Raw genomic sequence first — 12,180 nt, 5'->3', positions numbered from 1 at the left:
AGGAAGGAATTAGCCGGAGGCGTCGCCTCATCCTAGAGCATTGGATACGCCTAGATGTCGTTTCAACCGCGGATGCAGAACAAAATTTCCGGGTTCAAGGTGATCGGCGGGCTCCACCGGCGGGAATGGAACGGGATCATCGCCGACGTCTGGGACGTCGAATGCGAGGCGAGGGCAGGTGGCCACTACCTCTCGGATGATCCGCGCATGTTCATCGTGCTCGACGCTGAAGGCGGTAGCCGTTGCAACGTCAGACTTTCGCCCGATGGGCGCGGCGCGGTCGAGAACGAGCGCCAGCAGGCGCTTTCCTATATCCCGGCGGGCATGGAAATCTGGGCGGACATGGTCGATGTCAGGCGTATCCGCCACCTCGACCTGCATTTCAATCTCGAGGTTCTCGGCCGACGGCTGGAGGAGGAGCTCGATGCGGGGCGATGCGACACGCCACGGCTGATGTTTTACGACGAACGCTTCCTGCAGCTTGCACAGCTGATCGCCGCCGAGTGCCTCAATCCGCAGCCCTTGCACGATCTCTACGGCGATGGCCTGACGGTCGCATTGTTCATCGACCTGATGAAGCTTAATCGCAGCGATGCCCGCAAACGCAGCGCGCTTGCCACCTGGCAACTCCGCCGGGCGGTCGAATACATCGACGAGAACTGGGGGCGCAACATCCGCCTGGAGGAGCTGGCGTCCCTTGCCGGACTGTCGCAGTCGCACTTCAGTCACGCCTTCAAGGCGTCGACCGGCATGGCACCGCACCAGTGGCAGACCAATGCGCGGGTTGAAAGAGCCAAGCAACTGTTGCTGAAGAACGAGGCGTCGCTGACGACGGTTGCGGCCGAGACCGGCTTCTCCGACCAGGCGCACTTCACCCGGGTCTTCCGCAAGGTCGTGGGCGCGACGCCTGCGTCTTGGAAACGCAGCCGATTGAGCTGAGCAAGTTCCATCTTGAAGGGCGGTTGTTCGCATCAAATAGCCCAGAAACGTTCAATTTCCGCTGATCGCGACAAGAGCCACCGGAATAGTTGATATAAACACTCACCTTATTAGAGGGTGTAAGCCGCGCCGCCTGTAAGGCACTGCGGTGGTTCGGGTGAGATGGCAGACAGATGATGGTAAGAGGTAAGGCAGTACGGCTGACGGAGTGGCTGGCAAGCGGGGTCGCCGCCATTGCGGTTCTGGCCACCGGCGCGGCAATGGCGCAGGATGCGCCGGCGACAAGGCTGGAAACGATCGAGGCGACCGGCGCGAGGACGGAGAACGACGCCACAGGTCCGGTCGACGGCTATGTCGCCAAGGCGACGACGACCGGCTCGAAATCCGCAACTCCGATCGCTGAGATCCCGCAGAGCGTTTCCGTCGTCGGACGCGAGGAGCTTGACGACCGCGGCGTCGTCAACAAGGTCGACGAAGCGCTGCGCTACACGCCGGGCGTGATGGCCGAGCCCTTCGGCGTCGATCCGGATACCGACTGGTTCTACATCCGCGGCTTCGACGCGACGCAGACCGGCGTGTTCCTCGACGGCCTCAACCTCTTTTCCTACGGCTTTGGCGGGTTCCAGATCGATCCCTTCATGCTGGAACGTGTCGAGGTGCTGAAAGGTCCGGCTTCGGTGCTTTATGGCGGCGCCAATCCGGGCGGGATCGTCAGCCTCATCAGCAAGCGGCCGACGGGGGAAAACTCCGCCTATGTCGAGACCGGCATCAACAACAACGGCAATGCCTTCCTCGGGATTGACGTGAACCGGCAGCTGGACGACGCAATCAACTATCGCGTCACCGGCAAGATCTCAGGTGGCGACAACTATGTGGACCATTCGGAGGATCTGCGCGGCTTCATCCTGCCGCAGATCACTTATCAACCCGACGATGCGACCAGCTTGACCGTCTACGGCCTGCTGCAGGGCCTCGACCAGGTTCATACCGGTGGCGGCTTCCTGCCCTATGTCGGCTCGGTCGTCGATGCGCCCTTCGGCAAGATCGACCGCAAGGCCTTCTTTGGCGAGCCGGACATCGATACCGGAACTTATGTACAGCAGATGCTCGGCTACGAATTCAAGCACGAGTTCGACAGCGGCTGGCAGTTCAGTCAGAACCTTCGCTACGGTCATCTCTACAAGCACGAGAACGGGCCTTACACCTACGGCTACTACGATCCGAGCCTTCCTTTTCCGGTTTCGAACACGCCGGCGACCCCGGACAACCTGCTTTATCGCCTCGGCTTCGAGGCGACGTCGAAGGTCGATGCGTTCGCCGTCGACAACCGGCTCGAAGGCGAGTTCGAGACGGGAGCGCTCGAGCATACGCTGCTCGTCGGCCTCGACTACAAGTTCTTCCGGCTGGACCACGTCCAGGCGTCGTCGGCGGGAACGCCGATCAGCGCAACTGATCCGGTCTATGGCGCGCCGCAACCCGCGAACGCCATCTACATCAACCAGGTGATCACACAGCAGCAGATCGGCGTCTACGCGCAGGACCAGATCCGCTTTGGCGACGGCTGGCTCGTCACGCTCAACGGCCGTTACGACTATGTCGACACCAAGACCGACAACGGGCCGACCTTCTGGGCGCCGACCCAGAATTCGAGTTTCGACTACAGCGAAGGCGCGCTTAGCGGCCGCGCCGGCCTTGCCTATGAATTCGACAACGGCCTCACCCCTTACGTCAGCGCCGCGACCTTCTTCAATCCGGTCGTGGCGGTAACGGCGACCGGCAACACCAAGCCGGAAGAGGGTGAGCAGTTCGAGGCCGGGATCAAGTACGAACCGACCTTTTTTGATGGCGTGCTGACGGCGTCCATCTACCAGCTGACCAAGCGCAACGCTCTCGTCACCGATCCGCTGACCAGCATCTCGACCCAGACCGGCGAAGTGCGTTCCCGCGGCATCGAGTTTGAGGGCAAGGTCAATCTCGACGAAAGCTGGAAGCTGATTGCGGGCCTCGATTTCATGGATATCGAGGTGACCGAGGACGCAAACCGTGCGCTGATCGGCAAGTCGCCCTATCTCGTCCCCGATACGCAGGCTTCGCTGTGGCTCGACTACACGGTGCAGCAGGGCGCGCTGGAAGGCCTCAGCCTCGGCGCCGGCGTGCGCTATCGCGGCGAGAGCTGGGCGGACAAGGAAAATACCGCGAAGGTGCCGGCGTCGACCGTCTTCGACGCAGCACTGCGCTACGAGAAGGACGGCTGGGGCGCTGCCCTCAATGTCACCAACCTGTTCGACAAGCACTATGTCAGCGGCTGCAATGGCCTGCTTGTTTGCGGATATGGCGATGCGCGTACGGTCACGTTGAAGCTCAGCAAGACCTGGTGAGATCGTTCGGCTGATCGATGACCTGCTAAAGCAAACAGGGCGCTCGACCCGTGCCGGGGAGCGCCCTGTTTTTAACCCGGAGTGCCGCTATCGCACGCCAAAGGCGCCGACGGCTGAGAGCTCTCGAAACGGGTAGTGGCCTTTAAATGGAGAGGCCCGCCGCCTTTTCAAGGGCGAGAGCCCCCTTGGAGCGAATTACTTCGCGCCGATTGCAGCAAGGCCTGCTGTCGCGCAGTTTGCGTCAACGTCGCCCGACGGCGCACCGCCGACACCGATGCCGCCGACGAGCGCCTTGCCGAACTTGATCGGCACGCCGCCGGCCTGGATGACCATGCGTGCGTCCATGTCGCGGAGACCTTCATTGGCGGGCTTGGAAGCGATGAATTCGCCGAGGCCAGCCGTGTCGCGCCCCATGGCCGCCGAGGTGAAGGCCTTGCCCTGGGCGCTGTTTCCGGTGTGCGGACCGGAATTGTCGGCCTTCAGCAGCACCTTGGTCGAACCGTCCCGTGCAACGACCGCGACGCTGACATTGTGGCCTTCGGCGGCGCATGCCTTCAGCGCTGCGCCGGCCGCCTTGACGGCCATGTCGAGCGGCAGGTAGGCGGCGGTCGGAAGCTCCTGGGCGGTGGCGGCAACGGGAGCGAGAAGAGCTGCTGCAAGTACGATATTGCGGATCATCAATGGGTTCCTTTCCTGTTGATATGGAAAGGTTATTGCGGGACGCCGCCCATCGATATTCGTAGCTCTTCCATCACCATCCGTAGTTCTACGGAGTTTGCGTCCCTTCGAGCCAGATGCGGGTCATCTCCGCCTGCGAGGTGCTGCCGAGCTTGGCGCCGATCGCCGCGCGATGGCTTTCCACCGTTCGCGGCGAGAGGCCGAGCCCCTCGGCGATCTGGCGGGTGGTGAAACCTGCAGCGATGCGATCGAGAACCTCGCGCTCACGCTGCGTGAGCGCTGCCAACAGAGCAAGAGTTTCCGCCTTTTCCGCCCGTGCCTGCATCGTACGCACCAGTATTTCCTGCCCCTTGTGGATCGCGTCGATCAGGTCCTCTTCGTCTATGGGCTTGGAGAGAAAGTCGATGGCGCCGTTGCGGAAGGCGCGCCGGCAAGCTTCGATATCGCCATGGCCGGAAATGACGATTGTCGGCCAGTCCACGCCATTTTCGCGGAGCTTTTCCTGCAGCTTCAGCCCGGAGATCGCCGGCATGCGGATGTCGAGGATCAGGCAACCCGGCTCAAGGCGCGACAATTGCCCGAGAAAAGCCTGCGGATCGGCGAAGGGGATGACCTTGATGCCGACCGTCGAGAGCAGCAGGCCGAGCGCGCGGCGGACCGCATCGTCGTCGTCGACGAGATAGACGGGAACGGTCATTGTGTCTCTTCCAGACGGGCTCGCGCCTTGGGCAGTGTCACCCGGAAGGTGGCGCCCTCGTCGCCGGCCACCAATGTAATCTCGCCGCCGACGCGTTCCACCAGGCGTTGGCTGAGGGCGAGGCCAAGTCCCGTGCCGCCCGCCCGCGTCGTCATGAACGGGGTGAAAAGGCGCGGGCGCAAGGCTTCGGGAATACCTGGGCCATTGTCGACGACATCGAAAACCACCATGGAGTCTTCTTGCCTCAAGGTCACGACCACGCCGGGCGCTTCGCCTGCGTGACCGTCAAGTGCTTCCATCGCATTACGCACCAGATTGAAGGCTACCTGCTCGATTTCGACCGGGTCGCCTGTCACGATCACCGGCGTTTCCGGCAGGTGGAACTCCAGCAGGATGCTGCGGGACCGGGCGTCCTGCTCCAGCAGCGCCTCGACATTGCCGAGCGCTCGGCGCAGGTCGAATGCACTCACAGGTACCGCATTCGGCTGCGACCAGTTGCGGAACCGCTCCAGAATACCGGAAGCCCGGCGCGCCTGACTGACGGTATCGTCGAGCACGGAGGCGAGGGCAGCGTGGTTCCCCTGGTTGAGGAGGCGACGCCCGGCTTGAGCCTGCGCGAGGATTGCGGTCAAGGGTTGGTTCAACTCGTGGGCCATGCCGCTTGCCATCTCTCCAAGCGCATTGACCCGTGAGGCATGGCTAAGCCGCGAATCGAGCGCGCTCAGCCGTGCCTGCTGTTCCGCCGCGCGGGTTCGCGCCCGTTGGCGCAAGGCCGCCAAGCCTGCGAGATAGGCGAGCGTCAGGGCGACGAACGTCAGGCCAGTCTGTAGGGGCGGAAACATATCGGAGAGACCGATATCCATACCGGTTTCGAGCAAGAGCGGTTGTGACGCGCTGCTGAGCGGCCTGGAGAAGCGGATGGCATTGGGCAGCGTGGCCGGCTGAAGCAGATTGTGCCCGTCCGGCAGCGAAAGCCGGCCGGCCGTGCTCGATCGGGACCAGAAAGGCCCGCCATCGCCGATCAGCTTGCCGGCATCGATGGCGAGCATCAACCCGTAGCGCGCCTCGTTCGTGTTGGGGCTGCGCTTGACCATCATGTAATGATCGGGGCGCTGCGGATGCGGCAGAAGCGCAATCCGGCCGTCGGAAGCTTTGGCCGCCGCACGAATGCGCTTGGCCGTCGCCGCATCCAGCGGACCGGTCCCGATCGTCTCTGTCTCCGGATCAAGCGAGACAAGCTGGACTTCATCAATGCGCGGATAGAAGCGGGTAATCGTGCGCGCGACATCCAGGAAGAGATCGTGACGGCGCCCTTCGGACGCAACCGCCACGGCCGAAAGCGCCGTCAAATGGGCATCGTGCTGATCGGCGCGCTGGGAGGCCAGCCCATGGAGCACGGTACTTTCCTGCTCCAGTTCGGCAACGAGGGACTGTCGCTCACGAGCGCCGAGAGCCACGGCCCCGACAAGCAGGAGGAGACACCAAAGGGCAGCAAGAAAAAAGGGCCGCTCAAGAAACGGACGGTTGTTCGGTAACATTGATCATTCTTGTCATTTGCAGGCTTTCTTGCACAGCCTTCCATTGCTGCTGTCCGGCTGCGCGGGGCGCCTGCCGGGGAAAATACGGTCCCGACGACAGAAAATCCAGAGCGCGTCGCGCGGCGCTACCCCGAAGGATCGCCAAGCACGGCCGGCCGTTTCAGCCCGGCTTGCGCGCGATCACGAGCTTCGCCTTGAGGATCTGCACGACCTCGTTGCGCTGGTTGATCGTCTGGCTGACGACGACGGCGATGCCGCGGTCGGGTTTCGAGCGCGAGGGAATGATCTCGACCACCTCGCTTTCGACACGCAGGGTATCGCCGGGCCGCGTCGGGGCCGGCCAAGTGATGTCTCCGCCCGCGCCGATTAGGCCACCGGCGAAAGGCAGGCCGGTCTCCACGTTCAGCCGCATCGTGATCGCCGCCGTGTGCCACCCGCTTGCGGCCAGGCCCTTGAAGAGCGTGTCACTGGCGGCCGCCTCGTCCAGATGAAACGGCTGCGGGTCGAACTGTGCGGCAAAAGTCTTGATCTGCGCCTCGTCGACCGTATGCGTCGCGCTGGTAAAGCGTTGTCCGACGTGAAGATCCTCCAGATAGAGACGATCCGGTCTGGAACCTTGCATGGGCCTTCCTCCTTCCATCGTATCTTCGAATTAGTGTGCGCCACCCGCGCCGGCGCCGCCGAGTTGGATCTTGCGGGTGAAGAGCAGCGCGATGGCTGCAAGCGCCAGCACGATCCCGATCACCGCGAAGGTATCACTGAAACCGAGGATCAGCGCCTGCCGGCGAACCGTAGCACCGATCACGGCGATCGCCTTGTGCTGTGCGACGGCGGCATCGGTGACGCCATGGGCCATGAAATGCCGCGTCAGATCGCCGATCCGGTCGCGGACTTCGTCGCGATAGACGGTCACCGACTGGCCGATGATGTTTGAGTGAAACTGCTCACGCTTGGTCAGCACCGTCGCAAGGGTGGCCGTGCCGACGGCGCCGCCGAGATTGCGCAGCATGTTCGACAGGCCCGAGGCGGCTGCCGCGTCGTTCGGGGCGATACGGGCGGTGGTGATCACCGTGATCGGCGTCAGCACCAGCGCCTGACCGATGGCGCGTACGATATTCGGGACGAAGAACTGGTCGCCGGCACTGTCGAGCGACAGCGTCGTGTTCATGAAACAGCTGGCCGCGAAGATGCTGATGCCGACGAAACCGATATAGCGCACGTCGAACCGCTTCATCAGCGCCGGCACGAGCGGGATGATGAGAAGCTGCGGCAGCCCGGTCCAGGCAAGCACGAGGCCAATCTGCTCGGCATTGTAGCGCTGCACCTGGCCGAGATACTGCGGCAGGATGTAGACCGTGCCGAACAGGGCGACGCCGACAAGCACGTTGACGAGAACGCCGACCCCGAAATTGCGCTGCTTGAGCAGGCGCAATTGCACCAGCGGCTTTTCGACCTTGAGCTCTATGATGATGAAGGCGATCAGGAACACGGCCGCCGTCAAAGCGAGCTTGACGATGAACGGCGATTGGAACCAGTCGTCCTTGTTGCCTTCCTCCAAAACCGTCTGTAGCGCCGAAAGGCCGATGGCCATGGTAATAATGCCGGCCCAATCGCCCTCCTTGAGCAGGGACAATTGCATCGGCTTCTTCTCAAGGGTGAAGTAGAGCGCAATTACCATCACCAGGCTCGGCGGGGCGTTGACGAAGAAGATCGACTGCCAGCCATAATTCTCGGTGAGATAGCCGCCGATCGTCGGGCCAATCGCCGGGGCGAAGGTGACCGAGAGCGCAAACAGCGCCAGGCCGAGCGGCTGCTGCGCTTTGGGCAGGCGGGTCAACACCATGGTGAAGGCCATCGGAATGAGCACGCCGCCGGCAAAACCCTGCAGACCGCGCAGCGCAATCATCGAGCCTAGATCATGGGCAAACGCACAGGCCGCCGAAAACAGCGGAAACAGGATGGCGTTCGTCAGCATATAGCGCCGGAACGAGAAGACGCGGCTCAAATAGTCGGTGAGCGGGATCACGACGATTTCGCCGATGAGATACGAGGTCGATATCCAGGCGCCGTTGTCGACGCCGGTACCGATGCCGCCTTCGATATCGAGCAGTGAGGCGTTGGTGATCTGGATGTTGAGGATCGCCATGAAGGCGCCGATCAGGCCGGCAAGAACGGAAATCCAGGCCGTCGTACTTGCCTTGTCGGGCGACGTTGCTGCGGGCTCACGCACGCCGGGCGAAACCATGGGCATCGTGGTGGTGGACATTGCATCCTCCTGCCAGCCCTTAAAGCTGGGAACGGCGCCTGAGCGTCCTTCAGTTTATGCTTGCCGACACGGCGGCCACCGCCGTTCCTGCGGTTCGGGTGTCGATCGTCGGGTAGACGGACATGCCGGGCCGCAGCACCACGTCGAGCGGACTGTCGCGATTGATCACGATCTTGACGGGGATGCGCTGCACCACCTTGGTGAAGTTTCCCGTCGCATTGTCGGGCGGCAGCAGCGCAAATTCCTGGCCGCTTGCCGGCGAGATGCTGTCGACGTGGCCCTCGAAGACCTGGCCCGGGAAGGTGTCCACCTCTATCGCCACGGTCTGGCCGGGAACGACATCGGCAAGCTGTGTTTCCTTGTAGTTGGCAACGATGTAGGCCGCGTGCGTGGGAACGACTGCCATCAGCTGCGTTCCGGCCTGCACATATTGGCCGACGCGCAAGGTGCGGTTGCCGATCACGCCGTCGATCGGTGCTGCGAGCGCGGTGTAGGATAGGTTGAGCTCGGCCTGATGCTCGGCCGCTTTCGCGCTGTCGAGCGCGGCCTTTGCCTGTGCGACTTCGGCTTTGATCACGTCGAGCTGCTTGACCGCGCTTGCGAGCGCTGCCGTGTCGCGCGTCACCGCGGCCCTTGCAGCGGCAATGCGTGAGGCCGCCTGTTGCGCGTTCTGCAGGGTACCGAAGCCTTGCCTTGCGAGCTTCGAATAGCGCCTGTCGTCCTGCTCGGCGAAGGTTTGGTCGGCCTTGTCGGCCTCGACCGTCGCCTTGGCCGAATCGATCACGGATTGCTGTGCGATGAGAGCCGATTGCTTGTTTGCGATATTGGCCTCGGCGGCTTCGACGCCGGCCCTGGTCTGTTCGAGGCTGACTGTGAAGTCCCGATCGTCGATGCGGGCGAGAACCTGTCCGGCCTTGACCTGCTGGTTGTCGGTGACCAGCACCTCGGCGATATGGCCCGAGACCTTTGGGGCAATGGTCGTGCTATCGGCCTTCACATAGGCGTCGTCGGTCGACACCTCGAAGCGACCCGTCGTCCAGTAGGCCCAACCGAAATCGGTCGCGCCGGCGACGGCGGCGATGGCAACGGATGCGAAAAGCACATTGCGAAGCCAGCGCCTGCGGGTTCCGATAGCGTTCGTGGCGATCACAGTCGGGATGACAGGCAGCGTCCGCTGTGCCTCCACGCCGGGCACGGCCTCCATCGTTTTCATAGGCTGGGCATTTTCGATGCTGAATGACTGCTGGCTCATTTCCGGTTCCTTTCACCGGTGCGGCGCGCGTCGAAATGAACGGTTGGCCAAATAAGGAAACTTTATGCTTTCCAAAATATTCGCGCCGCCGATTGCTGTCAAACGAATTTGGAAAGTTTGGCCGTTCCATAATCTGAGCTGTCACCCAGGTAACATGATTACGAGGCGTTCGCGATCGACGGCGCCCGCGCCATCTTCAGTTGGCCGAACATGACCGCTATCTCAATGCGGCTACCGGGGCGCATATTCCGCGTGAACCTCACGACCCGGTTCTGAGGTATTTGTCACGCCAAGCCCTTAAAGCCCGGCCTGTCGCATCTCGCTTGCCAGAAACTCGGTGAAGGCCTTCACCTTCGGCAGCAACAGCCGATTGGTAGGATAGACCGCGTAGATGCCGCGTTCGGCGAGCTTGTGACCAGGCAGCACCTGGCAGAGCTTGCCCTCGGCAAGCAACGGCGTGGCGATGAAGGAGGGCAACACGCCAATGCCGATGCCCGCCTGAATCATTTCGCTGAGCATCAGGCTGTTGTCGGCGACGAAACGTGCCGGCAGGTCGATCATGACGGCGCCGTCAGGCCCTTCCAGCCTCCAGCTGCCGGGCTGGTCGGCCAGGCGATAGGTGAGGCAATGGTGGCTCTTGAGATCGGCAACGGTCGCGGGCGTGCCATTGTCTGCGAGATAGGCCGGGGCGGCGCAGATGACTTGGCCAATGTCGCCGAGCCGCCGGGCGATCAGCGATGAATCCGTCAGAGCCGCGCGCACCCGGATGGAAACGTCAAAGCCTTCCGAAACGACGTTGAGCACGTGGTCGTCGAGCGTCATGTCGACCTTCAATTGCGGATGAAGTGTCATGAAGCGCGCGAGCATCGGCGCAAGCACGGTCAATCCGAAGGAGAGGGGCGCATTGAGCCGGAGCCGGCCGTTGATCTCGCCGGCCTCGCCGGAGGTGGTGCGCTCCAGATGATCGAGCTCGTCGAGAAGCCGGCAGCATTCGGAAAAATAGGCGCGTCCGTTTTCCGACAGGCTCATGCGCCGGGTCGTGCGCACGATGAGCACGGCCCCGAGCCGTTCTTCCAGTTGCCGGACCTGCTTGCTGATCGACGCGTTCGACTGTCCTAGCTCCTCCGCCGCCTTGTTGAAGCTCTGAAGTTCGATGACGCGCCGGAACGAACGCATGGCGGACAGCAGATCCATATTTTCTCCAAAGTAAATTATGTTTTCAATTCATCGCTGATTATGCGCTGCAGCGCCAGCAATAAGGTGAGCCCAGCTTCCTGATATCGCGGGAAGACCAGAAGAAGGAGTTCATCATGTTCAACACCGCAGTCCTGGAGCGTGTCTTGATCGCTTCTCTTGTCGTCAGCCTCGTCGGCGGCGCGGCCTTCGCGCAGGAGGTCGGCAAGAGCCCGTGGGGGCCGAAGGACGAGATCGGGCGCCTCAACCTCATCACGCCGGAATCCCGGGCCGCCATTTTGTCGCGGATCGAGGGAAGCAAGTCCTACGACCTCGCGGTCGAGTATTTCATCGGCATGCCCAGCTGGGAGGCGGCCGGCGACCCACCCTACCAGATGTGGATGACGCACACGCCGAATGGCACTCTGGTCTCCGATCCGATGAAGGTCGGCAAGGAGATGAACGCCCATGTCAGCTACACCGGCTCGGCGGTTTCGATGTATGCGCACATGGGCACGCACATCGACGCGCTCAATCACTTCGGCCTGAACAGCAAGATCTGGAATGGCTATGCCGCTGCCGATCACCTCGGGGACCAGGGTTGGACCATCACCGGCGCCGAAAAGCTGCCGCCGATCGTCGCGCGCGGCGTGATGATCGACGTCGCGGCAGCCAAAGGCATGCAGATGCTGCCCGACAACTACCGGATCACGCGCAAGGATCTCGAAGACGCGCTGAAAAGCCAGGGCGTGACGCTGGCGGAGGGCGATGTCGCCTTGATCCGCACGGGTCGCATGCAGAACTACGAAGACAAGTCCGCCTATATGAGCAACCCTCCCGGCCTCAGCATCGACGCGGCAAAGTTCCTCGTCGAGGACGGCGGCGCCATGGTGGTGGGCGCAGATAACCTGAGCTTCGAAGCCTTCCCGGCCGAAACGGAAAACAACTACATTCCCGTTCACACCTACCTGCTCGCGCAGCAAGGCGCTCCGATCATTGAGCTCATCAATCTCGAAAAACTGTCCAAGGACAGGGTCTACGAGTTTGCCTTCGTCGGCGCGTCGTTGAAGTTCCGTGGCGCCGACGCAGCTCCGATCCGGCCGGTCGCCTTCCCGTTGCGATAGGCGGATGCCGTTAGACCATAATCGGCTGACCCGAGTGCCGCGGGATTGACCCCACGGCACTCGCCGTTTCCGCAACAAACGCCGCCCGATATCCCTGCCGCAGGGCGACGTCCGTACACGAAAAATCTTGACATT

Annotated in this window: 11 protein-coding genes; 4 read left to right on the top strand and 7 right to left on the bottom strand. The window is 62.4% G+C overall.

Annotated features, from left to right (window positions below):
* The first annotated feature begins 54 nt into the window (after positions 1–54).
* Both FA04_RS23765 and FA04_RS23760 read left to right on the top strand, forming a co-directional pair.
* Complete coding sequence (locus FA04_RS23765) at positions 55–939, top strand: helix-turn-helix domain-containing protein (protein WP_034790688.1); 885 nt, start codon at positions 55–57, stop codon at positions 937–939.
* Positions 940–1,112: 173 nt separating this feature from the next.
* A complete protein-coding gene (locus FA04_RS23760) occupies positions 1,113–3,317 on the top strand; it encodes a TonB-dependent siderophore receptor (RefSeq protein ID WP_034790635.1) in 2,205 nt (734 codons plus the stop codon).
* 195 nt (positions 3,318–3,512) lie between these two features.
* On the opposite strand, the gene FA04_RS23755 is transcribed toward FA04_RS23760, so the two are convergent.
* From FA04_RS23755 to FA04_RS23745, 3 genes are all read right to left on the bottom strand, one after another.
* A complete protein-coding gene (locus tag FA04_RS23755) occupies positions 3,513–3,995 on the bottom strand; it encodes a GlcG/HbpS family heme-binding protein (RefSeq protein WP_034790633.1) in 483 nt (160 codons plus the stop codon).
* An 88-nt stretch (positions 3,996–4,083) separates the two neighbouring features.
* Entirely contained in the window at positions 4,084–4,692 is a 609-nt protein-coding gene (locus tag FA04_RS23750) for a response regulator transcription factor (RefSeq protein WP_034790631.1), read from the bottom strand.
* On the bottom strand, positions 4,689–6,089 hold the full coding sequence (locus tag FA04_RS23745) for a sensor histidine kinase (protein ID WP_234798770.1): 1,401 nt from the start codon (positions 6,087–6,089) through the stop codon (positions 4,689–4,691). Before FA04_RS23745 ends, FA04_RS23750 begins: the two co-directional genes overlap by 4 nt.
* On the opposite strand from FA04_RS23745, the gene FA04_RS35915 reads away from it, so the two are divergent.
* Positions 6,081–6,227, top strand: coding sequence for a hypothetical protein (locus FA04_RS35915; protein WP_234798769.1), 147 nt, complete (start codon positions 6,081–6,083; stop codon positions 6,225–6,227). The two genes, FA04_RS23745 and FA04_RS35915, sit on opposite strands and share 9 nt — an antisense overlap.
* A 163-nt stretch (positions 6,228–6,390) precedes the next feature.
* Here the strand turns inward: FA04_RS35915 and FA04_RS23740 are convergent, their stop codons facing one another.
* The 4 genes from FA04_RS23740 to FA04_RS23725 all read right to left on the bottom strand — a co-directional run bounded on the left by FA04_RS23740 (position 6,391) and on the right by FA04_RS23725 (position 10,942).
* A complete protein-coding gene (locus FA04_RS23740) occupies positions 6,391–6,852 on the bottom strand; it encodes a MaoC family dehydratase (RefSeq protein WP_034790629.1) in 462 nt (153 codons plus the stop codon).
* A 30-nt stretch (positions 6,853–6,882) separates the two neighbouring features.
* Positions 6,883–8,475: a DHA2 family efflux MFS transporter permease subunit gene (locus FA04_RS23735; RefSeq protein ID WP_034790820.1), complete on the bottom strand. Its 1,593-nt coding sequence runs from the start codon at positions 8,473–8,475 to the stop codon at positions 6,883–6,885.
* A gap of 70 nt (positions 8,476–8,545) precedes the next feature.
* On the bottom strand, positions 8,546–9,748 hold the full coding sequence (locus FA04_RS23730) for an HlyD family secretion protein (protein ID WP_034790627.1): 1,203 nt from the start codon (positions 9,746–9,748) through the stop codon (positions 8,546–8,548).
* Positions 9,749–10,045: 297 nt separating this feature from the next.
* Positions 10,046–10,942 (bottom strand): LysR family transcriptional regulator, encoded by an 897-nt coding sequence (locus FA04_RS23725; RefSeq protein WP_034790625.1) that lies wholly within the window; start codon positions 10,940–10,942, stop codon positions 10,046–10,048.
* Between the two features lie 116 nt (positions 10,943–11,058).
* Here FA04_RS23725 and FA04_RS23720 point away from each other — a divergent pair, with 116 nt between their 5' ends.
* A complete protein-coding gene (locus FA04_RS23720; RefSeq protein ID WP_034790623.1) occupies positions 11,059–12,045 on the top strand; it encodes a cyclase family protein in 987 nt (328 codons plus the stop codon).
* The last annotated feature ends 135 nt before the right edge of the window (positions 12,046–12,180 follow it).

Origin of the sequence: Ensifer adhaerens (assembly GCF_000697965.2) — a bacterium.
GTDB classification, from domain to species: Bacteria; Pseudomonadota; Alphaproteobacteria; order Rhizobiales; family Rhizobiaceae; genus Ensifer; species Ensifer adhaerens.
This window is presented reverse-complemented; position numbering and strand designations above follow the sequence as displayed.

Bases quoted from the DNA above. Each gene is read 5' to 3' on its own strand.
- FA04_RS23765 (WP_034790688.1), top strand. From the start codon at position 55: ATGTCGTTTCAACCGCGGATGCAGAACAAAATTTCCGGGTTCAAGGTG.
- FA04_RS23740 (WP_034790629.1), bottom strand. From the start codon at position 6,852: ATGCAAGGTTCCAGACCGGATCGTCTCTATCTGGAGGATCTTCACGTC.
- FA04_RS23760 (WP_034790635.1), top strand. From the start codon at position 1,113: ATGATGGTAAGAGGTAAGGCAGTACGGCTGACGGAGTGGCTGGCAAGC.
- FA04_RS23720 (WP_034790623.1), top strand. From the start codon at position 11,059: ATGTTCAACACCGCAGTCCTGGAGCGTGTCTTGATCGCTTCTCTTGTC.
- FA04_RS23755 (WP_034790633.1), bottom strand. From the start codon at position 3,995: ATGATCCGCAATATCGTACTTGCAGCAGCTCTTCTCGCTCCCGTTGCC.
- FA04_RS23735 (WP_034790820.1), bottom strand. From the start codon at position 8,475: ATGGTTTCGCCCGGCGTGCGTGAGCCCGCAGCAACGTCGCCCGACAAG.
- FA04_RS23725 (WP_034790625.1), bottom strand. From the start codon at position 10,942: ATGGATCTGCTGTCCGCCATGCGTTCGTTCCGGCGCGTCATCGAACTT.
- FA04_RS35915 (WP_234798769.1), top strand. From the start codon at position 6,081: ATGGAGCACGGTACTTTCCTGCTCCAGTTCGGCAACGAGGGACTGTCG.
- FA04_RS23730 (WP_034790627.1), bottom strand. From the start codon at position 9,748: ATGAGCCAGCAGTCATTCAGCATCGAAAATGCCCAGCCTATGAAAACG.
- FA04_RS23750 (WP_034790631.1), bottom strand. From the start codon at position 4,692: ATGACCGTTCCCGTCTATCTCGTCGACGACGACGATGCGGTCCGCCGC.